Source organism: Bacillus sp. FJAT-26390, from assembly GCF_001682865.1.
In the GTDB taxonomy this organism is placed as follows: domain Bacteria; phylum Bacillota; class Bacilli; order Paenibacillales; family Paenibacillaceae; genus Pristimantibacillus.
In genome coordinates this window covers 139,366-162,238 of record NZ_MAQX01000037.1, presented here as the reverse complement: position 1 = coordinate 162,238, position 22,873 = coordinate 139,366, and the positions used below count along the sequence as shown (strand labels likewise).

Below are 22,873 nucleotides of genomic sequence, written 5' to 3'. Positions count from 1 at the left end.
AAGGGGAGTTTTCAATGAACGATCTAGCCGGCTCTTTCAAAACCAAGATGCCGTTAACTGTACTCATGCTCGTTTGCGGCGTGTTCATGATACTTCCGTTTCTATGGATGGTCAGCACGTCTCTGCAGAGTCCAAGCGAAGTATTTACGAGATGGCTGCCCTCTAAGCTTGATTGGAGAAGCCATGAACGGATTTGGACAGGTAACTATAGCTTCATTATTTATTATATGAATTCTATTAAAATCTCCATTATCAGCACAGTCGGCGCAGTGTTTCTGTCCGCATTCGCTGCATACGGCTTTGCAAGAATCGAGTTCAGGGGCAGAAATGCGATGTTCCTCGTCTACTTATCCATGATGATGATACCGCCACAGGTTATTTTTGTTCCCAAGTTCATCATGTTTAACTGGATGCATATATACAACACCCATTGGGCGCTTATACTGCCGGGCTTGTTCTCGATTTTTGGCGTATTTATGCTAAGGCAATTTTTCATGAGCATCCCGAAGGAAATTACGGAATCTGCTTTTATAGACGGTGCCGGTCATTTTCGTATTTTCTTTAGGCTTGTTCTGCCTTTAGCAAAGCCCGCGCTAGCTACCTTTACGATTATCGATTTCTCGTGGCACTGGAATGACTTTGAGAATGCGCTCGTATTTTTATCCAGCCCGAATTTGTATACGATTCCACTTGGCTTGCAGAATTTCATTTTGGAAAATAACGTCGATTACAACGGCATGATGGCCGCGGCAACCGCTGCGATCATACCAATGATCCTAATCTTCATAATAGGTCAAAAATATATTATTCAGGGCATATCCGGCTCTGCCGTTAAGGGCTGATCACTCAAAAAGAATAGGAGCGTGATGACATGAGATCTGAGAACATGAAGACAGAAGTAACCGTCATTGGAGGCGGGCTCGCCGGCGTTTGCGCTGCCATTGCTGCGGCAAGATTGGGACAGACGGTATCCTTGGTGCAAAACCGTCCTGTTTTGGGCGGCAACTCCAGCAGCGAGGTGCGCGTTTGGGTATGCGGCGCTACAGGGCATGGCGTGAATCGTTATGCCAGAGAAACGGGTATTATGGGTGAATTGTTCGTCGAGAATCAGTATCGTAATCCGGATGGCAACCCTTATCTTTGGGATCTAATCGTATTAGAAGCCGTTAAAGCGGAGAAAAATATAGAGCTATTTCTCAATACGGATGTACATGAGGTGGAGGCAACAGGTTCAGAGGCGGATCGCCACATTCATTCCGTGACAGGCTGGATGATGGGATCTGAACGCAGAATTCGCTTTGAGAGCAAAGTTTTTTTAGATTGTACCGGGGACGGTCTGGTAGGATTTCTAGCAGGAGCAAAGTTTCGAATTGGACGGGAAGCGCAGCATGAATTTAAGGAGGATTGGGCTCCTGAGGCTGCGGATGATATTACGCTCGGAAGCACGATTTTATTTTATACCAAGGATGCTGGCCAGCCAGTCAAATATATCCCGCCAAGCTTTGCCAAGGATATCTCCCAAACCTCCATACCGGTACGTCGGGTGATGCGAAGCGGAGATTCGGGCTGTCATTACTGGTGGATCGAATGGGGCGGGGAGCTGGATACCGTTCATGAGAATGAGAGAATACGGGATGAGCTGTGGTCCGTTATTTATGGAATCTGGGATTACATTAAGAACTCAGGCAAATTTGAAGCGGAAAATATGACTCTGGAATGGGTAGGTTCTCTTCCTGGCAAACGGGAATACAGGAGATTTGTCGGTGATTATATCCTAAATCAGAATGATATCGTAGCTCAAGAGCAATTTGAGGATCGCGTAGCCTTCGGAGGCTGGTCCATCGACTTGCATCCGCCGAAAGGCATGTACGCGGAAGAGAGCGGCTCCAAGCACTTCCACGCAGACGGCACGTATCACATTCCGTTCCGTTCGCTTTATTCCAGCAACGTTAACAATTTATTGTTCGCCGGCAGGAATGTTAGTGCGACACATGTTGCTTTTGGCACGACCAGAGTGATGGCAACCTGCGCGGTAATGGGAGAAGCGGCTGGAACGGGAGCTGCCCTCTCCGCTATGAAGGGAATTACACCAAGAGAGCTAGGTCAGTCTCATCTTGCAGAGCTGCAGCAAACGCTGATTAGACAAGATGCTTCCGTTATCGGTATTCGAAATGAAGAGGTCAGCGATCTAGGGAGAATCGCCAAAGCGACTGCTTCAAGCACGATGAGAAACGTGCATATAGATGACGCGTCCAAGGTCTATTCTTTGCTTAATCCGGTCGGGATAACGTTCCCGGTCACAGCGGAGCTAAATAAGCTTTCTCTGCTAGTTGATGCTTTGGCGAATACAGAAATGACGATTGAGCTGCATTCTACCGGAAAGAAAGAAAACTACATTCCAATGGGACTTATCTCCAAGCATACAGTGAACGTAACGCAGGGAACGAAGCAGTGGGTTGATTTTGCGCTTGATTATCGGACGGAAGAAATGATCAATTTATTCGTTGTGATTCAGTCGAACAAAGAGCTGCAATTGTATACGTCTGAAACACCGCTTTACGGTGTGTTGTGCTTCGAGAATAAGATCGATTCATCCGCTGATTTCTCCAGTTTCTCGGATACGCAGCAGACCATGGCTTGGCAAATGAAAGCTCTTAACCGCACCCCTTTCTGCTTCAAAGTATTCCCAGAGACTACAGCATATGAAGCGGTATCTGCTATTGATGGTTACACAAGACCTTATGCGGGTCCTCATACATGGGTTTCTAATCGAATGGAAACGAATAAGCCGGAATGGCTTTCTCTTGAGTGGGATTCCTCCGTGTGCCTGTCAGACATTCATATTACCTTCAATGATGATGTGAATGAGGATCTCATCAATTTGCATCATCATAGGACGCCATTTGAGGTTATTCCTGAGCTGGTGAAGGATTATCGGATTGAGGCTTTTGTCGATGAGCAGTGGAAGGTACTGCTGCGTGAGACGGATAATAAGAAACGTAAGCGGACTCATCAGCTGGTGCCTACCCTTACAAATAAGATACGTGTTGTAATTGAAGCTACAAATGGATGCCCTTATGCAGAAATTATTGAAATACGGGCTTATGAGTAAATGCGAAATAGTGAAGCGGGATAAGAACAGCCGTGCAGAAATCTGCAAGGCTGTTTCCCGATTACCAACCAACTCTGGAACAAACATGTAAAGTAAGCTCGGCTTACGGGCATAATAACGTGATCTCGTAAAGGAATATCGATTAGGATTTCGAAAGCGGTGAATATCATTGGAGGCTTTGGAATACAGCATTACCGACGAATGGAATGAAGCTCGGTGGATCGCAGCAGAGCGAATCTACGAGCAAGCGTTTCCCCTTGACGGCAAGAAAAGCCGTGATATCGTTCGTCGCATGTTTGAAAAACGGATGTGCCAACTGCACACAATGGCCCAGGACTCAGAAATGGTTGGTATGGCATTGACCGGAATCGATCAGCATGCTGGAGCTTTGCTAATTGATTATATAGCGGTTCGTAAGGACTTTCGCGGCAGCGGATACGGCCGACTATTTCTTGACCGTATCAAGGAATGGGCGCGTACAGCTGCGAACTGCAAAGGGATCATCGTCGAAGTGGAATCCGAACCAACCGAGGAAAACAGCCGGCGAATCCATTTCTGGGAATCAAACGGTTTCCATCTCACTGCTTATATTCACCAGTACATTTGGGTTCCAGAGCCCTATCAGGCGATGTATTTGAATTTCGAAGAGGATATTCGGCTGCCGGATGATGGGAAGCTGCTGTTTCGCAGCATTACTCGATTCCATGAAAAAGCGTATCGTCGTTCTAAAGGAGAACGGGAGCCTAAATAAACGAAACAACGAGGTTGCCATAGGATCTAATGGCAGCCTCGTTGTTATGCTGAATAAGAATAAGTGTAGTTATTCAATTGTGCTTTTCGTTGCCTTATACATATTTTCTACGTATTCGTCGACTTCATCTCGTGACATGCGCAAGCGATTCACAGAGGTACCATATCCGATTTCCTGTTTATGCCCTTCTAATCCTTTGAAAATTTCGTCTGCGAAGGCATCTAATGGTTCTCCTTGCGTATGCAGCCCTGCACCGCCTAAATCTGTATTCACTGCCGGAGGAGCAACTTCGATTACCTCTACAGACGTATCAGAAAGCTGGTGCCGTAGGCTCATCGTAAATGAATGAAGCGCCGCTTTCGTTGCCGAATAAATTGGAGCAATCGCAAACGGTGTAAAAGCTAACCCGGATGTCACGTTAAGGATAGCCGCCTCTTCTTTCGTTGCAAAATATGGAGCGAACAGCATGGAGAGATGGAAAGGCGCTTCAAGGTTGGTTGTGATTTCTTTACTGAAATAACGCCAATTGTTCCTCGCATCCGCTTTTAAAACATTAAAGCGTTGTTGAATCCCTGCATTGTTGACTAACACATTCACGTCCGGATAGTTTTCTGTTACCCAATCAAACAATGCGACACGCTCGGATTCAATATCCAAATCGCTTACGCGAGTAATCATGCTAGGGAATTTTTCTTTCGCATTTTGAAGTACATGTTCACGTCGTCCACAAACAATGACTTTATTTCCAGCCTTAATAAAGCGTTCTGCAAAAGCTAATCCTATTCCAGAGCTTCCGCCTGTAATTAGTATTGTATTTCCTGAAAGCTTCATTCTCGTTCCTCTTCTCTATGATGTTCTTCAATTCATAAAAACAAAGTCAATTCCTTTATATGCGCCGGTTACGAACACTTGTATCATCTTATCCTTCTTCTGATTTTTCTTGAATGCGATTTGTATAACGGGTAATTTTTACGTCAATCCCTCTTAAGGATTCTGTTATCAACGCAAGTTCGCCAAGCACGGTTTGCTTGTGATTTTTCATCATTTCAAATCGAAGTTCAATGGTGCGATCTCCTTCTATTACCCAATCCATATATTGCTTAATACCGCTTATAGGCATATGCGTGTTTTTTAAACAAATAACGGTTTCGAGGAGCGCAATTTGATCTTCTGAAAATAACCGCCTGCCGGCTTCATCACGTTCAATTAGCGGTAGCAGTCCTTTTTTTTCATAATATCGTAACGTTGATTCGGGAATATTGCATTTGGCTGAAGCTTCGCTAATGGAACAATACTTCATCTGGAGACCTCCAAATTTTATCTTTCATTGTCGACAGGAATAGGATACGACTTAAACCATGGTTTAAGTCAACAAAAAAACAATAAAATATATAAGATAGTTACAGATGCGTATGCTGATTTCGAGGGAGATTCGGAAGCCTTAACGGGGCAAGCTGTGTTCTTTCCCAGGCTCTTGAAGGTCGCGGAAGACAGCCACAAGGAAGACGAAGAGCCTGAGGAGGCGAACGGTAGGAAATGGGGTCGTGCCGATTGGATTGTTCAATGCTCGTAAAATATTTACTTTGCAGCTTACTTCAAAGCGCTAAGCAGCAAAGGAGCGATAAAATCACGGAACACATTTGATGGATGCCGATCCTTTTTCCGTTTATCGTCGGTGAGTACCACTACGATATCCAAGACGGGAATCATATAAATGAACTGTCCGGCATATCCCCTGGCGTAATAGTAGTCAAAAGAAGGCGAAGGGGAGGACCATTCCTGGTCATCAACCCTATTCTCGCCGAACGTATCCGTCCACCAATGCCAGCCGTAAAAGCCGCGGTTTGGCGAACTTGCGAGAATGGCGGGCTGTACGGAATGAAGCACTCGTTTCTTGGAAATCAGCTGCCGCTGCTCCCATCGTCCCTGCTGCAGGTACAGCAGCCCGAACCTAAGCATATCCGCAGGGCGCAGCTGCAAGCCGTATCCTCCGGTATGGATGCCTTGGGGATCGGCTTCCCATTTATAGTCTTCGATGCCAAGCGAGGCAAACAGCTCCTCCTCGGCAAAGCGGGCTGTAGGCATGCCGGATGCCTGTACAAGAATGGCAGACAGTAGCTGGGATGCCCCGGAGTTGTACTCCATCCGGGTTCCCGGAGCGACGGACAGGGGCTGCTTCAATACAAAATCAACCCAATCGCTGGACCGTGTCATGCGCGGAAATGACTTTTGCCCGCCGAACTCGGTCCAATCGAACCCCGGAGTCATCGTCAAGAGATGCTCCAGCGTGATTTCACTTTTTCGGGGATCTGGATCCGCAAGAAGCTGCGGGAAAAAATCGGAGATAGGAGTGTGAGCCTCCGGTAATATTCCTTGATCCATGGCGATGCAAACCAGAGCCGATAGAACGCTCTTTGTGCAGGAGTTTATTTTGGAGGTTACTGCCGGAATGGACGGATCCCGATAGTGCTCAAACAGCATCCGGTTGCTTTGGGTGATCAGGCAGCTTCTCAAGTCTATGGGTTCAATGGCTGATGATAGTTCAGATAGGTTCATGCATTCCATTCCTTTATTCTCGTTATGTGCTCTCAAAAGCATATTAACAATAGCTCAAACAAAAAGGAGGGTCAAGCAAAGGGGGACGCAGCCCGCTACTGCTCCGTGAGGTTATTAACGGATAGCCGATAGTCGGAGGGAGAGACGCCATGCACCAGCTTGAATTTGCGAAAAAAATAATTAGGGTCAAGAAATCCGACTGCGGTGGCGATTTCTGATGCCTTTAATGGCGTAACGGCAAGCATTTTTTTGGCATGGCTTAATCTGACACGGTTAAGATAATCATTGAAGAACTCTCCCGTTTCCTTCTTGAATAGTCTTCCAAGGTAAACATTATTCACATTAAAATGCAGCGACAGCAGCTGCAAGGATAACTCCTCGCTATAGTTTTTCTGTACATATCGTTCTACCTGCCTGGCTATCGGGTTCTGTGAGATCAGGTTCATTTCCTGGTCTGTCTCAAGAAATACTTTATTATTGCAGAGTGCCAGCGCTTCATTATACGATTCATGCAGCTGGCTAGGCAGGCAGGTGACCTTCCCAAAGTAATTGATCCAGGGGGTTTTCAGTATTTCACCATACCGCTTGGAAATGTCGGTCATCCAGCTATGATTGCTCTCGCTGAACCGGTCGGCATCATGACCTTCGTCCGTGAACAACACAATAATTTGCCTGTGCTCATTAAGAAAGGCAATTCCGCGTCCGCTTTCCTGCAGCACTTCCTCCACGCTATTAAGGATAGCAAATGAGCGGTATTGCTCCTCATTCCGGGGCAGCTCTCCTTCCTGCGGGTTACGCCAATCAATGATGCAAATTTGGTACCGTTCATTCATCAGCAGGGGCAATTGCAAAAATTTCAGCTTTTCACGCAGCTGATCATGCTGAATCCGGTTTTGCACCCAGCGAAGCAAAATATTATTTTTCAACAATTGGAACGACTCTCGCTGCATTTGCTCGGCAATATATTGCCCCTGAAAGCGTTCTGTGCAGGAGGCTATAATTTCGGTAAGCTCTGATGCGTCAATAGGCTTGAGCAAATAATCTTCGACTTGATGTTTCATTGCCTGCCGCACATAAGCATATTCGTTGTACCCGCTGAGCACGACGATAGAGGTGTTCCAGTTTCTCAGCCTGATCTGCTCGATCAGATGCAGTCCGTCCCCCTTTGGCATACGAATGTCAGTAAGGACAATATGGGGCTTGTTCGCCTCCATTAGCTCCAATGCTTCATAAGCACCCTCTGCCTCGGATAATTGCGTAATATTAAGCGCCTTCCAATTAATTAACCGCTTTAAGCCTTCTCTTATATATTGATCGTCATCGACAATTAATAGACTTGTCATCGTAAACCTCCTCAAGAAAGCTGGCTAGCGTTTATAGGGGAATATCATAATCAGCCGAAAGGGCATAGCCTCGGATTGATGTTCGGGCAGAGACAAGCCGTACTCATTGCCGTAATAATGCTTGATGCGCTCGTGAATATTTTTGAGTCCCAGATGCTGCTCGGGAAATGTATTGGCCGTTTCCAGCAGCTGCTGCAAGCGGCTGTGCTCCTCTGCGGAAATGTTTTTGCCGTTGTTATGCATTTCGATCATGAGCAGATCGGATTCTTTCTTGATCGTAACCGTAATAACAGGATCATCATACTGCTCCAGCATGCCATGCTGTATGGCGTTTTCAATGACAGGCTGCAAGGTGAATTTGAGCATGAAGCAGTTTTCCAAATTGAGCTCGGAGATTACCCGAAGCTCGATGCGGTTGGACTTGCCAAGCATAAGCAGCTCCAAGTAGTAGTTCGTATGCGCAAGCTCCTCCTGCACGGAGATGAGGTCGTCCGTCGGCTGGAGCATCCAGCGATACAGCCGCCCAAGATGATAAAGTTTCTCTGCCAGAGAAGGCTGCTCGCTAATGACGGCCTGCATGCGCAAGGATTCCAACGTATTGTATAAAAAATGAGGATGGATCTGGGTTTTTAAGGCTATAAACTCTGCATTGCGTTTTCGAATTTCGGCTATGTACACCTGACTGATATGGTTTTGCAGCTCCTGCGTCATCCGATTGAAGCGGAGCATCAGATCGCTGATTTCATCTTCGCCATTTACGGGCATCAGTTGTGTGAAAGGATTGCGCTGCACCTTTTTGAAGTGCTTGCTCATCTGGTTAAATCGCCCGACGATAAACCGCTGAATAATATGGATGATCACAATGCAGACGAGCCAGCTTAAGCCAAGTATGATTAATACGCGAACCGCGATGTCCGATAGCTTGCTCTGCAAATTGGATTTGTAGCTAATGCCTATAATCTCAATTTGGTATTTATCGATCGAGAGCCTAGAGATCAAATCATCCGATTCGTCCCAAGCGGATGGTTCATCCGGCCTGCTATCCAGCAGCACATTGTCCTTCTGCTTAATAATAAGCCTGTAGTCCGAGCTCTGGGAATCGAACTCATTCGTAATGGTACGTGTATTTAAGGTAACGAGATGGTAACCGTATACCTGGTCGGGATGAATGCTCGTTGGATTATAGATGGGATTAACGATGTAAAGCATACGGTCAGCGGGTGCCAGCAGCTGATCGGCGCTTCCGAAATAGGGATGCTGATAAGACTTTGGAAAGGATTCGAAAAACGGCTTATACGGATAGGAGGGATTAACGCGATACTTTTGCTGCTGTGATTCTACAAATAATCGCTCATCCTGCAGCCGGTACATCATAACTGCGGAAATATAGGGGTTACGGGAAAGCATATGCGTCATCACGTTTTTGAGATAATTTTGTTCGGTTACCGCTTTCCTGTCCTCCAAATGACTAGGAGTATTTTCAGGGAGGAACAACTCATACACGCTGGTCTGCATGTTGCTGTTCTGATAGATGCTCATGGAATCATATTTGAACCGCTCCATAATATCAATCAATTGAATTTTTATTTTCTCTGTGCGGAAGGTTAGCAGTTCATGCTCTTTTTTCTCCAGAATGGAATAGAAGTTATTGTAAATGACGAGGCCAAGCAGCAAAAATACGATAAGCAACGCTGCGCCAATCCCGATATTCAGCTTGCGAAATATAAATCTGCCGATCCATTCGCGGTACAAGGTCTTAATCACATGGAGCCGACTCCTTTGGTGTTGATGAATTTAGGTTTGTCGTGAGCGCTTGTTCATCTAACGACATTTTATGAACAAATTTAAAGCGCTGTCAACTGTTAGCCGTAAGCATCTCAGGCAAGGCTAAGCGGGGGGCTGGCGCTAATTCCTGTTTAATCTTGCCAGAGCATAAGCCGTGAAGATACAGTTTTTCCAGTAAAGCTATCGTTTTTACTCTAGCGGAAATGGTGCATCGTTTTATTAAGGAAATAATGAATTGCAGAGGGGGCGGCGTGCGTTTAAACACGGAAAGGCGTATATTTTGAACCGCGAAAAGAGGTTTAATTGGTCTAGTTAAAGTAGAATTTATACTGTGGCAGCGTTTAACAACATCTTCCTATAATAGATTTGAGGTTATTAACAGAGAAGAAGAGGTGGTCGAAATGAGAAAGTGGTTTGCGCTTTGTACGATCATGATGCTGGCTGCGGTATTGGCGGCTTGCAGCGGTAATAGCGGAAATAGCGCTGGCGAGAAGGAGTCCGCTCCAAACCAGTCGACGAACAGCGGCGGGGAGAAGGGAACGGATAAAGAAGCAGTCAAGGATGTTGAAATTGTATTTCAATCCTGGATTACTCCGAACCTGACGGTCGAATATTACGATCAATTGATTAAAAAGTTTGAAAGCGCTAACCCTGGCATCAAAGTGAAGCGAATTCAGCCTCCGGCGAACGAAGGATCGCCTGACAGCTACCTAAAAACATTGCTTGCATCGGGAGACTTCCCTGATGTCGTCCAGAACGCTACGATCCAAATGTTCGTAGATGCCGACGCATTGCTTGATATTCCAATTGACGATGACATTAAGAAGATTAACAACTATGAGGCTGAGATGATTGATGGCAAGCTATACAATATTTCGGCCATCAGACAGCCGCAATCTCTTATTTTCTATAATAAAAAGCTATTCGCCGAAGCGGGCATTACCTCCACTCCGAAGTCATGGGCAGAGCTGGAAGCGGCTGCGGAGAAGCTGAAGGCCAAAAATATTACTCCGCTGCTTACGGCAGGCGATTGGACGGCTGGATTTACGTTTTCGGTAATGACATCGCCTAGCGTTTATAAGGACAATAAAAATTGGTACGCAGACCGCTTCGACAATAAAGTGAAATTTACAGATGCGAACTGGAAGGAAGCAGCCGGTTATTATACCAATCTTGTTGAGAAGGGGTACTTCAACAAAGGTGCTTTAAGCATCGACTACACGGCAGTTGAGCAGGAGTTTTTGAAGGGTAAGGGAGCTATGTATCCGATGGGCTCATGGTTCAGCGCGGCTGAAGCTGTTGCGGACAAGGATTTTGAGGTAGGCGTATTTGCGACACCTACCAAGGATGGCACGCAATATTTGCTGGGCGGAGAAAATGCGGGCGGTTATGCGGTTGCCAAAAACAGCAATCACCCCGAAGAGGCGCTCAAATTCGCAAAATTTATGATGCTGGACCCGGAAGCCCATAAAGGCTATTTGCAGGCAGACGCATTATTCTCGAATTTGAAGGAGCCGCTCAAATGGGAAATGTCTCCTTTGCAGACGGAAATTTACGAGCTGCTGCTCAACAACCCTCCAATGGTTGGCCATATGAACAATAAAGTCGGCAGAGTGCCTGTTGCAGGCATTCAGGACCAATACAACAAAGTAGCGCAAAGCATTATGCTCGGTGATTTGGATGTGGAGAAGGGTATGAAATCACTAGACGAATATTGGGATAAAAACAATAAATAAAGCTGCGGCAGAAGGGGCGAACATTAGGGCTCGCCCCTATCCCAATGGCATCATTAAGATACTTGGCGGTGATACAAATTGCTTAAAAATGATCGATGGTCTTTTGCGTTAATGTTTTCACCAGGCATTATGATTTACTTCTGTTTCCTGCTGATCCCTATCTTCCTATTAGTCTATTATTCTTTTTACAATTGGGATGGCCTTAGCCCGTCCTATCAATTTGCAGGATTAAGCAACTATGTGGAAGCCTTTCATGACAAGGCTTTTGCACGTGCGCTGCAAGTCACCTTGTTCATTACGGTGGTGGCAACCTTGGCTGTGAATATACTTGGAATCGCCTTTGCGGTTCTCTTGAACAAAAAAGGCCGGATGACAAATATGTATAGATCCGTCTTCTTCTTCCCTCTGCTGCTGAGCACAGTCTCGATCGGTTTTATTTGGAAGAGCATACTGAGCTACAACGGCTTGCTTAACAACCTGCTGGAGAAGCTTGGGACGGAGCGCATCGAGTTTTTCGGGAACCCGGATTTGGCGGTATTGACCATTACTTTCCTTGCGATCTGGCAGTCTACCGGCTTTATTATTGTCATCTATTTGGCAGGGCTTCAATCGATTCCGGGCAGCTTGTATGAGGCGGTCAAAATGGACGGGGCCAACCGATGGCAGCAGTTCAGGCATATCACGTTTCCGATGCTGGCACCTGCGTTTACGATGAGCATCATCTTTATGTTTACGGGCTCTATGCGGGAATACGACCGCGTTGCTATCCTTACTTCCGGCGGACCGGCCGGAGCGACTGAAACAATCGCCTATCAGGTGGTTAAGGTCGGCTTTAGCGCGAACCGGCTGAGCTACTCTGCTAGTCTTGCCGTCTATATGCTGATTATCGTAAGCCTTTTATCGGTTTCCTTGACGATCTATTTGCGAAGAAGAGAGGAGAGGCTGCTATGAGGAGAAGTTTCTCCCATTCGATCAGGCATCTATTCCTCATGCCTTTGTCTCTGTTATTGCTTATTCCGTTCTATATCGCTGTCGTCAATGCATTCAAGACAAGAACGGACATTTTGAACAACCCTTTTTCTCTGCCCATGCTCAACCTGACGCTAGACAATTTTATAAGATCGGCAGTGACGCCATCCTTTAATATTTTCAAAGCATACGGGACGTCTGTTCTCATTACATCGGTATCGGTCGTTCTGCTTATTGTGCTGTGCTCGATGATGTCCTTTGTTTTTGCCCGCGTGAGCAATCGCTTTTTGTCCGTATGCTATTTGCTGCTGCTGTCAGGTTTAATGATTCCGCCGCAAGTGATTTTGATTCCGCTTGTTAAGGTACTGGCGAAGCTTGGACTGATGTTCACGCCGCAGGGGTTGATTCTTTACAATATCGGGTTTTATGTGCCGTTTACGGTATTTATATTTGTAGGTTTTATCCGCACGCTGTCGAGGGAGCTGGATGAGTCCGCAAAGATTGACGGGGCGAGTCAATTTACGATTTTTTGGAAAATATTATTCCCGCTGCTGCGTCCCGCGACTGCTTCAGCCGTTATTTTCTTATGCCTGTGGATTTGGAATGATTTTATAAATCCGGTCATTATTTTGGGCTCTACGAAGAGCTATACCGTAACGACGGGAATCTTTCAAGCCGTTGGGCAGTACAGCACGAACTGGGAGGATGTGTTTGCCCTAGTCGTATTGGCCTCGGCGCCGATTTTTCTACTCTACCTGTTCATGCAACGGCAGTTTATTGCGGGGCTGACGGAAGGCTCGCTAAAGGGGTAGCGCGTATCAATTGGAGCCTTGATCGCAAGAGCGAAGAGCTTCTTCTCTGATGCGATATGATTTGGAAAGGGGGCTGAGTTCTGACTTTGGCTGAACGTAATAGCCAGTGCGGGCGCAGTTAAGCCGCACTGGTCATAAGCGAAAAAAAACGAAAAGAAACGTAGGAGGCGTCTATCCATGAAAAGAAAGCTGGCTTTGCTAATAGCCATATACATGGTGTTTACAAGCTTGTCCCTGTCAGGTGCGATTAAACCGGTTCAAGCCGCTTCGCAGCAGAGCTTTTACGTATCGCCGCTAGGAGATGACAACAACAGCGGGACCTCTGATTCGCCATTTAGGACCATTGATAAAGCGAGGGAGGCTGTACGCGAAATAAACAGCACCATGACAAATGATATTTATGTCTATTTGCAGGATGGCGAATATCTGTTAGATGAGACTTTGACATTCGGCAGCTTGGATTCCGGTAATAACGGATACAAAGTGATCTACACGGCTGATGCGGGAGCGACTCCTGTCATTAGCGGCGGCGTCGACATTAGTGCAGGCTGGGAATTATACGATAGCGATAAAAACATCTATAAAAAGACAGGCGTAAATTGGAATTTCAGGCAGCTGTATGTTGGCGAGGATCGGGGAATCCGGGCACGGCAGCCCAATTTGACCAATGATGTAGTCAAAGGTCCATATTACAGGGCTAAAAACGGCGAATATCCTTATGCTATTAATGAGGATGCACGCTCGTGGGCCAGCGAATTAAGCGGAACATCTGCTGAAATGGTTATTTTGCAAAGCTGGAGTCAAGTGCGCGGCCGAATTGACACCATTAATGAAACGACAGGGCAAGTAGACTTTAAATTCCCTGAAAGCGGCTTTTCGTACAATCATCATAGTCAAGGCAATTCGCCATACTTTTTTGAAAACGCTTTATCTTTACTTGACGCAGAAGGGGAATGGTATCTGGATACTGCTGAAGAAACGGTATATTACAAGCCAAGAAGCAGCGAGAGCATCAATGCCACTCGGATCATTGCCCCTAAGCTGGAGACTGTTGTGAATGTGGAAGGCAGCTCAGGCAGCAGCGTTCATGACATCGAATTTTCTGGCATTACATTCATGCACAGCAATTGGCTGGCGCCGTCGAGCTATGGTTATGTAGATGTGCAGGCAGGCTTCAGATATCAGTCCGTCACTGGCGGAAATAACACCGAAATTAGAAATACAGCCCGTTATACCGCATCCCGAGCGATGCTTGAGTTGAAATATACAAGCCATATTACGATCTCTAACAATATTTTTCAATATGCGGGAAGCTGGGGCATTATGGGGTATGAGGGCACCGATCACACCTCGATAGACGGGAACAAATTTAGCGACAATGCCGGGGGCGGCGTAGCTATGGGCATTGTTGGCGATCTGTGGGATGACAACGAAGGAAAAGATCTTTCTTACACGCTGCCTGATGGCCAAAGCCAATTTGATACCATTACAAACAACACAATCGATCATATTGGGCTCGATTACGGCGATATGGTTGGGATTGGAGCCATGCTTCCCCAAAACATGACAATCGCAAATAATGAGATCAGCAACCTGCCGTATTCCGGCATTAGTATAGGGTGGAACTGGGCTGATGCAGATCATGGCATGACGAATAATCAGGTGCGCAACAATTACATTCATGATTCAGTAAGGCTTGTCCAGGACGGAGGCGGCATTTACACACTGGGTCGCATGGATGGATACTCCAATATCTATCACAACTATATAAAAAACATGAGGCAAGGTGAATATGCGGCCTGGAACCATATCATGGGCGTCTATTTGGATGGGCAAACGAGTTACAGGATGGTTGAGCGAAACGTGATCGATAATACGGAGCATGCTTTCTCGGGTTCCGCGCACGACAATATCATTAGGTACAACTATTACAATGTTGACTTTGGCGGAGTGAATTCATCAAGCACGGCTTATGGGAACATCAGCGTCGCAGGCCAAAACTGGCCGCAGGAAGCGCAGGATATTATTGCAGCGGCAGGCCCGTGGAAAGCGCCGCTTCCGGCACCTCAAGAGCCTGTAAATCTCGCATTGAAAAAACCGGTAACAGCATTCTCGCAAAGCAAAGATCCGGCATTCGCGGTGGATGGCGATACGAGCACGAGATGGGCGCAGGAAGAAGGAAGAACCGATGCCCAGTGGTTGACGGTAGATCTTGGAGACGTATATTCCATTGCTTCGACAAGCACGATGTTTGAGCTAAACACAGGCTACAAATACAAAATTGAATACTCGGAGGACGGAGAGAATTGGGAGCTGTTTGCCGACAAGACAGCAGTTGCCACGACCCAGCAAACCAATCAGGACGAAAATGACGCAATGGCGCGGTATATGCGAATTACGCTGTCTCACGATTGGGGAGGAAGCATTTATGAATTCAGCGTGTATCCTGGAGAAGGCGGCACGCCTCCCGAAGCCAATTCATTGATTCAGCGGAAGGAAGTCACCTTCGATAAAAATCCATCAAGGCAGGTTGACGTGCAGGTCAAAATGGTTTTAAACGGCGGGAAGCTGGATGGAATCAAAAACGGGGCGGCTCAGCTGGTACCTGATCAAGACTACAAATTATTTTGGGATCAGGTATTGATCTATAAATCCTATCTCCAATCACTGCCAACTGGGGAAAATAACCTGACGTTTGATTTTGAAACCGGAGAAGACCCTGACCTGAAGGTGAATGTCATTGAAGACGACGGGTCCGTCAATGTCGCGCTTAACAAGCCGGTAACGGCTTCGTCGCAAAGCTTGGAGCCTGCTAATGCCGTCGATGGGAATGCAAGCACAAGATGGGCGCAGCAGGAAGGGATATGGAATACCGAAGGTTGGCTGATGGTTGATTTGCAGGGCGTATATGCCGTAAAATCCGTAACGACCATGTTCGAATTGCCTAGTGGCTATAAATACAAAATCGAGTATTCCATGGATGGGCAAAGCTGGCACACGTATGCAGACCGAACAGCAAGTGAAACGACGCAGCAAACCTACCAGGACAACAACGAAAATGCGGTTACGGCAAGGTATATGAAAATAAAGGCGTTATATAGTTTGGGCCCGAGCATATACGAGTTTAGTGTGTATGGCACCAAAACAAATCCTAGTTCTGCCCTTGATAAGACAACGGCTGCTTTTAACAAAAATCCGAATAGCCAGTCGGATATAACCGTTGGACTGGATCTTCAAGGCAATACACTTACCGGCATCAAAAATAGATCGCTCTACCTGAGCCCTGATGCAGACTATAGCGTTATGGGGAACGAGGTTCAGATCCATCGCGCTTATCTGGCAACGCTAGGTGAAGGAAAGAGCAGCCTGACCTTCGAATTCAGTTCAGGCGACAACAAGCATTTAGAGGTAAGCGTAACCGAAATTAGTGGTGGAGAAATCGATATCGCTTTAAGTAAATCGGTTATTGCATCGTCACAAAGTCAAAATCCGTTATATGCTGTAGACGGAGATTCATCCACCAGATGGGCGCAGCAGGAAGGCTTGACCGTGCCTCAGTGGCTGAAGGTTGATCTTGGCGATGCCTACAACATCACAGGCATTAAAACGAGATTTGAGCTGAACTCGGGATACAAATACAAAATAGAGTACTCCTCGGACGGCAATAGCTGGACAGCGTATGCCGACAAGACCAGCGCGGCTACGACGCAACAAATAAATGAGGATCGCAAGGAAGCTGCCGTCTCGGCTAGATATATTCGGTTGAATGTGACGGATTCAAGCGGAAACGGGGCCAGCGTATACGATTTTAATGTATTTACATTTAAAGAAGCGGCGGCATCCAATTCCTCGATTAGCCCCGTATCGGTCGTCTTTGACAAAAATCCTTCACAGCAGCTGGATGCAGTGATTGATGTGGCGTTAAACGGAAATACGCTAATCGGAGTGAAAAACGGTGAGGTGCAGCTGACAGCTAATGTAGACTACAGTCTGGTAAACGATAAGGCAACGATAATGAAATCGTACTTGGCTGCTCTTGAGGTAGGAACCGCCAATCTTACCTTTACGTTCAGCGAAGGCGAAAACGCCAATCTTGAAGTAAAAGTTATAAACACCGGCGGCGGCAATGGCGGAAATAACGGCGGGAACAACGGCAATAACGGGAACAACGGCAATAACGGCAATAACGGCAATAACGGCAATAACGGCAATAACGGCAATAACGGTAATCATTCAAATGGTGGAACCGGGGAAAATGAGGGCACGGAAGCTCCTAAATTCACGGATGTTAACGGCCATTGGGGGCAAGCGAGCATCGAGCAAGCCGTGAAGCTAGGCATCGTCAAAGGTTACACGGATGGCACGTTTAAGCCTAATGCAACGGTGACACGTGCAGAGTTTGTAGTCATGCTCATGAACGGTCTGAAGTTGGCTGACAGCAAGGCCGAGCTAAGCTTTGTCGATGGCGACAAGATTGGCGCGTGGTCCCAGGAAGCAATTGCCAAAGCGCTGCAAGCAGGAATCGTAACCGGCTATAAGGACGGAAGCTTCCGTCCGTCGGCGAGTGTTACGCGTGCGGAGCTGGCGGTCATGATTGCCAGAGCCGGCGGAGTAAGGCTTCCGGAGGTGGATACAACCGGCTTTGCGGACGACAGCGAAATCCCAGCCTGGGCTAAGAGCGCTGTATATGCCATGAAGGAAGCGGAGATCTTGAAAGGAAGAACAGGCAATAAGTTCGCGCCCCATGCTCAAGCAACTAGGGCCGAGGCAATTACAATTATTTTGAATTTGCTGCAGGCGAGCAAGCAAACCATATAGAATTTTCAGAATTATTTAAGAAGCTGCCCTTTTAAGAAAGGAGGCAGCTTCTTTTTTTTGTTTTACGATCTGGAGGATCGTGCAATAAAACAGGAGCATCCTGATACCGGCCTCCGAACCCTCTACCCTATACTTGCTTTAGGCCTTTGATGAGGCTGCAGAGTAAGCGAAAAAAATCAGCCATTAGTAAAGGAGATAAAAAAATGTCTAATATCGCAGGAAAAGTTGTTGCCATTACGGGTGCAAGCAGTGGAATCGGAGAGGCAACTGCACGTCTGTTAGCACAAAAAGGAGCACGTATCGTAATAGGAGCAAGACGCACGGATAAGCTGGAAAGCCTTGCAGCTGAGATCCGTTCAGAAGGCGGTCTGGTTGAGCTGCAGAGCTTAGACGTGACGGATAGAAATCAAATGGAAGCTTTTATTCAGCTTGCGAACAAAACGTATGGGCAAATCGATGTTGTAATAAATAATGCCGGCGTAATGCCGTTGTCTCCCATAGAGGCGCTTAAGGTAGAGGAATGGGACCGGATGATTGACGTGAATATTCGCGGCGTGCTTCACGGCATTGCTGCGGGGCTGCCTATTATGAGAAAGCAGGGCTTTGGCCAATTTATAAATATGGCTTCAATCGGAGCTTATACCGTTTCACCAACCGCGGCTGTATATTGTGCAACTAAGTTTGCTGTGAGAGCCATTACGGAGGGGCTGCGTCAGGAGGTAGGCGGCGATATCCGTGTGACGCTTGTTTCACCTGGAGTAACGGAATCCGAGCTTGCAGAATCGATTTCAGATGAAGAAGCGCGTCAGGTGATGAATGATTTTCGACGGGTCTCGATTCCCGCTGCGGCAATCGCGCGTGCGATCGTGTACGCCATTGAACAACCGGCGGATGTTGACGTTAGTGAAATGATTGTGCGTCCAACGGCAAGCCTCTTTTAATAGAATTAATCATTTTCTCAAAAAGGCGGCTAGTAGATTTATTTCTACTGGCCGTTTTTTTCTAGTATAATGACGACCTATATACAAGCTGCGGTTGCAAGGATGACAAAAATAAGCGATGTTATGTATACGGCTATTCATGATAGGGAGGCATTATGAAAACAACAATCTATATGGTCAGGCACGCGGAATCAGCCTTTGCGTTCGGACAAGAAAGAACGCGGGGACTCTCGACGGAAGGTTTTGCAGCAGCAAAGCAAGTGGCTGAATTATTCACGGGTATTGATGTGCATTACATGGCATCTAGCCCGTATACAAGAGCTAAACAGACCATTCAATACATAGCTGACCAAAAGTGCTTGGAGATCGTAGAATACGAGGAACTTATTGAACGCCCGATTAAGGGCCTCGATTATGAAGCCCCATGGAATGAACTATATGAAGCCATCCGAACATCATTTGTTGATCAGGACTTTGCTTTGAAGGGCGGAGAATCGACGCGGCAAGCACAGCAAAGAGCTATTCCGGTCATCGAGAAGCTGTTAGAGGAACAACAGGGTAAAAATATCGTCATAGGTACACATGGAAATATTATGACCATTATAATGAACGATTTTGATGATCAATATGGATTTGAATTTTGGGATTCAACGTCAAAGCCCGACATCTATAAATTGACGTTTAATATGAATCGATTGGAGCAAGTCGAGAGGGTATCCTACAGGGCATAATCAATTGATTAAACGTGTTTTTCCACCCCAATAAGTCTTCCTGAGCTCGGCCTTGTTTATTTTTCCAACCGAAGTTCTAGGGAAGGCATCTGCGATCTCTAACCGCGTGGGGATCTTAAACTCTGCTATTTGGTTAAGGCAAAATTGCTTCACTCCATCTAAGGTAAGTTCCCTATCTGATTTCAGAATGACTGCCGCAGTGACCTCTTCGCCCTCTTCTGGCAACGGAGTTCCTACAACGGCTATCTCTAAAATGGAAGGGTGCTTGCTTAATGCTTCTTCAACCTCTGAGCAATAAACGTTTGAACCATTAACAATGATCATGTCTTTCTTTCGATCTAGGAGATATAGGTAACCATCCTCATCAAATCTGCCTATATCTCCGGTATAGAGCCAGCCGTCACGTATCGATTTGCTTGTTTCTTCGGGATTGTTCCAGTAGCCGAGCATCATTTGCTCGCCTTGACAGATGATTTCGCCTACGCCCCCTTGATTTACGTCTTTGCCATATTCATCAACAATACGTATGCTGAATGGTTTTTGTCCCCATAAGGCAAGGTCTTCCGGGCGGCCAACGGAACGCAGGCGATTGACCATCCCGTTAACGAAACATGGATTAATGGATAAGAAGCTGATGAATTGACCGCTTTCGGTTTGAGAATACACTTCCGTAATTTGAGCATTCGGAAAAATAGCAGATGCTTGATGAAATGTGCGTTCGCTGATAGGAGCACCCCCGCAAGAGATCCCTTCTATGGATAACAAGGGTTTGGCTTTCATGCTTTGGATATGAATAATATCTCGGAATAGAAGGCCGACCGTACCCAAAAATTTAAGCTGCTCACGTTCAATGATAGCAACAACCTCTTCGGCTTGAAGGGGATAGGAATCTGCGTAGATCAGACATCCGCCTTCAAACAGGGCAGACCATAATATGAATTGACCTGTCAAATGGGCTTGATTCGGGACAAGGGACTTTTTGGTTGGATTATGCCCTCCACCCCGTTCTGGATTCATAGAAGCCCAGTTTCTAATCCTGCGATGCGAATGCATAACCCCCTTGGAGCGGCCGGTTGTACCCCCGGTATAAATAAGAAGCGCGGTATCGTCAGGATCTGCTTCATGCCATTGGATGAAAGCGGGACAATTCGAAATAAAGTTCTCTATGGAATAGGGAGCATCGCCGTGCCTGCATGAAACGGAAAGTGCTGTATCTAGCGATAAGACGACATCTCGTACATTCAAATGTTCATGGTCGTACACGATCGCAGCAGGCGAGGCATCGCTGAGTATCTGCTTCATTTCCGGCGCGGCTAAGCCGGGGAAAATCGTCACCGGAATCGCGCCTATTGCAACGGCAGCATATTCGGCAATAGCTAGGTAAGGCGAAGGGTTCCCCAGTAGAGCGATTCGTTCACCGGGCTTTATGGAAAGCTCGTTAAATCCCCAAGCCGCACGGCTAACCTGATGAAACAGCTCTTCATAAGTCAAGCTCACGTTTTGAGCTTTCATCGCGATATGTGCTGGATATAATCGAGCAGCGTTTTGCAGTATTTTTGAAAGCAGCATGCAGATTTCCCTCCTTGAAATATTCTCATAATACCCATGAATTTACTGTACAATATGAAAATACCATTATAAAAACCACGAGACAAATTGTTTTTCCTTATAAGGAATGTCTGCTTTTGTTATAATTTCAAACTCATCAGGCAGGTTGTCCGTCAACTCATTTACGGTTTTCAAAAAGGAAGCTATGATAATAGAAGTTGAAGTCTACAAGTAGCGAGGAGTAGAGCGAATGATAGTGAACAGCAGCAGTTTGAAACCTGAGGTAGTCGCTTACCTTGAACGAATCGGATATAGCGGATCGGTTGTCACTAGCCTTGCGACGCTTGCAAAGCTTCAAGAGTGCCATGTTCATACGGTGCCCTATGAAAATTTTGATATTTTAAATCGGATACCGTTGTCTTTAGAAATACCAAGCTTATTCGATAAAGTGGTCGTCCGCCGCCGCGGTGGCTACTGCTTTGAGCTTAATGCGTTATTTGGCTGGTTGTTAATGGAGCTAGGCTTTAAGGTGACTAATTATTTTGCAAGGTTCTGGCGCGACGAGACGGATACGCCGCCTAAGCGCAGACATCATATTTTGCAGGTAGAAGCGGAAGGCGAGCTTTATTTGTGTGATGTTGGAGTAGGCGGCATTGCGCCTCGGAGCCCTATTCATATGATAGAAAATGCAGTTCAAGAGCAACAGGACGAAGCCTATCGCCTGGAAAAGGATTCGTATTTCGGGTGGGTTTTAAATGAGCGGAAGAAGGGGCAGTGGAGCCGTCTTTATTCTTTCACGGAGGAGCCGCAGCTGCCTAAAGATTTTTTGATGACGTCCTATTGGTGTGAACACTCGCCTGATTCCATCTTCACTAAAGATGCCATGGTGGCGATTCGGACAAGTGCGGGCAGAAATTCGATAGCTGGCGAGGAGTTTCGGATCTTTACGCCAGAGGGTGTTCGAGCGTTCACGCCAAAGACGCAAGAAGAATATGCAGAAGCCTTGCGGACTTATTTTGGAATCAGCATTTAGATAGAACTATTGAAAATAGGGCTGCCACACGGCGGCCTTTTGTCCTTTCGTTAGCGCAAACAAGTGATTACAAGGAGGCTTGTTCCGAGGTGATTTAGTCGCCACAATGGAATCGGCGCGGACGATGAACGGATTTTGCAGGCATTAAAAGAAACGTTGAGTCTGACGCTACGAAGAAGGCAAGCGAAGCCGGTATTTTTTACGCGTTAAGAGAGTTTGAGGTCATTTAGATTTCCGAAAGGGTGAGCATTTTGTACCGAGTGGATGTTGCCTATGCCTTGATCACGAATGAAGAGAAGGACAAGGTTTTAATCGTAAGAAACATACATACTTCGAGTTGGTCGCTGCCGGGCGGCGCTGTAGAGATTAATGAATCATGGTCTTCGGCAGCGGTTAGGGAAGCCAAAGAGGAAACGGGCCTTGCCGTTGAGTTATTGGGTATTTGTGCAATAAATGAATGTTTTTTTGAAGAAAAAAACGAGCATGTCGTATTTGCAACCTTTAAAGCAAAGGCTGTTAGCACAGATGTACTGATTACACGGCCTCATGAAATAGCGGAAGTAAAGTGGGCAGATCTTAATGAGGCAAATCAAAAAATGCCGTATTACAAAAGCGGATTGCAAAGGCTGATTGAATCTGAAGCCATACCTTATGATTTTCAAGGCAAACAAACATTGCGATCGTACAATTCGGCTAGCGAGAGTTAAGAAGAGCGGGCTGCCAGGTGGGCAGCCTATC

17 protein-coding genes are annotated in these 22,873 nt (G+C 46.4%); 11 read left to right on the top strand and 6 right to left on the bottom strand.

Features of this window, described 5'->3' with window-relative positions; all coding sequences use genetic code 11:
- Window positions 1-14: 14 nt before the first annotated feature.
- The 3 genes from A7975_RS32460 to A7975_RS32450 all read left to right on the top strand — a co-directional run bounded on the left by A7975_RS32460 (window position 15) and on the right by A7975_RS32450 (window position 3,863).
- Window positions 15-842, top strand: coding sequence for a carbohydrate ABC transporter permease (locus A7975_RS32460; RefSeq protein ID WP_065387896.1), 828 nt, complete (start codon window positions 15-17; stop codon window positions 840-842).
- A 29-nt stretch (window positions 843-871) separates the two neighbouring features.
- Window positions 872-3,112, top strand: coding sequence for an FAD-dependent oxidoreductase (locus A7975_RS32455; RefSeq protein WP_065387895.1), 2,241 nt, complete (start codon window positions 872-874; stop codon window positions 3,110-3,112).
- A 169-nt stretch (window positions 3,113-3,281) separates the two neighbouring features.
- On the top strand, window positions 3,282-3,863 hold the full coding sequence (locus A7975_RS32450) for a GNAT family N-acetyltransferase (RefSeq protein WP_053373967.1): 582 nt from the start codon (window positions 3,282-3,284) through the stop codon (window positions 3,861-3,863).
- 69 nt (window positions 3,864-3,932) lie between these two features.
- Here A7975_RS32450 and A7975_RS32445 read toward each other — a convergent pair whose 3' ends face one another.
- The 5 genes from A7975_RS32445 to A7975_RS32420 all read right to left on the bottom strand — a co-directional run bounded on the left by A7975_RS32445 (window position 3,933) and on the right by A7975_RS32420 (window position 9,526).
- Entirely contained in the window at window positions 3,933-4,694 is a 762-nt protein-coding gene (locus A7975_RS32445) for an SDR family oxidoreductase (RefSeq protein WP_053373968.1), read from the bottom strand.
- A gap of 88 nt (window positions 4,695-4,782) precedes the next feature.
- Complete coding sequence (locus A7975_RS32440; protein ID WP_053373969.1) at window positions 4,783-5,163, bottom strand: MerR family transcriptional regulator; 381 nt, start codon at window positions 5,161-5,163, stop codon at window positions 4,783-4,785.
- Between the two features lie 290 nt (window positions 5,164-5,453).
- Window positions 5,454-6,419 (bottom strand): serine hydrolase domain-containing protein, encoded by a 966-nt coding sequence (locus A7975_RS32430; RefSeq protein WP_369688978.1) that lies wholly within the window; start codon window positions 6,417-6,419, stop codon window positions 5,454-5,456.
- Between the two features lie 95 nt (window positions 6,420-6,514).
- Window positions 6,515-7,762: a response regulator gene (locus A7975_RS32425; RefSeq protein ID WP_065387892.1), complete on the bottom strand. Its 1,248-nt coding sequence runs from the start codon at window positions 7,760-7,762 to the stop codon at window positions 6,515-6,517.
- A 24-nt stretch (window positions 7,763-7,786) separates the two neighbouring features.
- Window positions 7,787-9,526 (bottom strand): sensor histidine kinase, encoded by a 1,740-nt coding sequence (locus tag A7975_RS32420; RefSeq protein ID WP_065387891.1) that lies wholly within the window; start codon window positions 9,524-9,526, stop codon window positions 7,787-7,789.
- A gap of 422 nt (window positions 9,527-9,948) precedes the next feature.
- Between A7975_RS32420 and A7975_RS32415 the strand changes: the two genes are divergently transcribed.
- The 6 genes from A7975_RS32415 (at window position 9,949) to A7975_RS32390 (ending at window position 19,554) form a co-directional block, all read left to right on the top strand.
- Window positions 9,949-11,283 (top strand): ABC transporter substrate-binding protein, encoded by a 1,335-nt coding sequence (locus A7975_RS32415; protein WP_053373973.1) that lies wholly within the window; start codon window positions 9,949-9,951, stop codon window positions 11,281-11,283.
- A gap of 78 nt (window positions 11,284-11,361) precedes the next feature.
- On the top strand, window positions 11,362-12,234 hold the full coding sequence (locus tag A7975_RS32410) for a carbohydrate ABC transporter permease (RefSeq protein WP_082198600.1): 873 nt from the start codon (window positions 11,362-11,364) through the stop codon (window positions 12,232-12,234).
- The gene (locus A7975_RS32405) at window positions 12,231-13,064 is read left to right on the top strand and encodes a carbohydrate ABC transporter permease (protein WP_065387890.1); all 834 of its coding nucleotides are present in this window, start codon (window positions 12,231-12,233) and stop codon (window positions 13,062-13,064) included. Before A7975_RS32410 ends, A7975_RS32405 begins: the two co-directional genes overlap by 4 nt.
- 177 nt (window positions 13,065-13,241) lie before the next feature.
- Window positions 13,242-17,882 (top strand): X2-like carbohydrate binding domain-containing protein, encoded by a 4,641-nt coding sequence (locus A7975_RS32400; protein WP_065387889.1) that lies wholly within the window; start codon window positions 13,242-13,244, stop codon window positions 17,880-17,882.
- 203 nt (window positions 17,883-18,085) lie between these two features.
- Window positions 18,086-18,823: an SDR family oxidoreductase gene (locus A7975_RS32395; protein ID WP_065387888.1), complete on the top strand. Its 738-nt coding sequence runs from the start codon at window positions 18,086-18,088 to the stop codon at window positions 18,821-18,823.
- A gap of 155 nt (window positions 18,824-18,978) precedes the next feature.
- A complete protein-coding gene (locus tag A7975_RS32390; protein ID WP_065387887.1) occupies window positions 18,979-19,554 on the top strand; it encodes a histidine phosphatase family protein in 576 nt (191 codons plus the stop codon).
- Here A7975_RS32390 and A7975_RS32385 read toward each other — a convergent pair whose 3' ends face one another.
- Window positions 19,555-21,123, bottom strand: a complete 1,569-nt coding sequence (locus tag A7975_RS32385) for a class I adenylate-forming enzyme family protein (RefSeq protein WP_065387886.1) — start codon at window positions 21,121-21,123, stop codon at window positions 19,555-19,557.
- A 229-nt stretch (window positions 21,124-21,352) separates the two neighbouring features.
- Here A7975_RS32385 and A7975_RS32380 point away from each other — a divergent pair, with 229 nt between their 5' ends.
- Entirely contained in the window at window positions 21,353-22,135 is a 783-nt protein-coding gene (locus A7975_RS32380; protein WP_065387885.1) for an arylamine N-acetyltransferase family protein, read from the top strand.
- A gap of 251 nt (window positions 22,136-22,386) precedes the next feature.
- A complete protein-coding gene (locus A7975_RS32375; RefSeq protein ID WP_065387884.1) occupies window positions 22,387-22,842 on the top strand; it encodes an NUDIX hydrolase in 456 nt (151 codons plus the stop codon).
- Window positions 22,843-22,873: the final 31 nt, after the last annotated feature.

Excerpts from the sequence above, each read along its gene's own strand:
- A7975_RS32460 (WP_065387896.1), top strand. The coding sequence starts at position 15 with ATGAACGATCTAGCCGGCTCTTTCAAAACCAAGATGCCGTTAACTGTA.
- A7975_RS32455 (WP_065387895.1), top strand. The coding sequence starts at position 872 with ATGAGATCTGAGAACATGAAGACAGAAGTAACCGTCATTGGAGGCGGG.
- A7975_RS32445 (WP_053373968.1), bottom strand. The coding sequence starts at position 4,694 with ATGAAGCTTTCAGGAAATACAATACTAATTACAGGCGGAAGCTCTGGA.
- A7975_RS32440 (WP_053373969.1), bottom strand. The coding sequence starts at position 5,163 with ATGAAGTATTGTTCCATTAGCGAAGCTTCAGCCAAATGCAATATTCCC.
- A7975_RS32430 (WP_369688978.1), bottom strand. The coding sequence starts at position 6,419 with ATGAACCTATCTGAACTATCATCAGCCATTGAACCCATAGACTTGAGA.
- A7975_RS32425 (WP_065387892.1), bottom strand. The coding sequence starts at position 7,762 with ATGACAAGTCTATTAATTGTCGATGACGATCAATATATAAGAGAAGGC.
- A7975_RS32415 (WP_053373973.1), top strand. The coding sequence starts at position 9,949 with ATGAGAAAGTGGTTTGCGCTTTGTACGATCATGATGCTGGCTGCGGTA.
- A7975_RS32405 (WP_065387890.1), top strand. The coding sequence starts at position 12,231 with ATGAGGAGAAGTTTCTCCCATTCGATCAGGCATCTATTCCTCATGCCT.
- A7975_RS32400 (WP_065387889.1), top strand. The coding sequence starts at position 13,242 with ATGAAAAGAAAGCTGGCTTTGCTAATAGCCATATACATGGTGTTTACA.
- A7975_RS32395 (WP_065387888.1), top strand. The coding sequence starts at position 18,086 with ATGTCTAATATCGCAGGAAAAGTTGTTGCCATTACGGGTGCAAGCAGT.
- A7975_RS32390 (WP_065387887.1), top strand. The coding sequence starts at position 18,979 with ATGAAAACAACAATCTATATGGTCAGGCACGCGGAATCAGCCTTTGCG.
- A7975_RS32385 (WP_065387886.1), bottom strand. The coding sequence starts at position 21,123 with ATGCTGCTTTCAAAAATACTGCAAAACGCTGCTCGATTATATCCAGCA.
- A7975_RS32380 (WP_065387885.1), top strand. The coding sequence starts at position 21,353 with ATGATAGTGAACAGCAGCAGTTTGAAACCTGAGGTAGTCGCTTACCTT.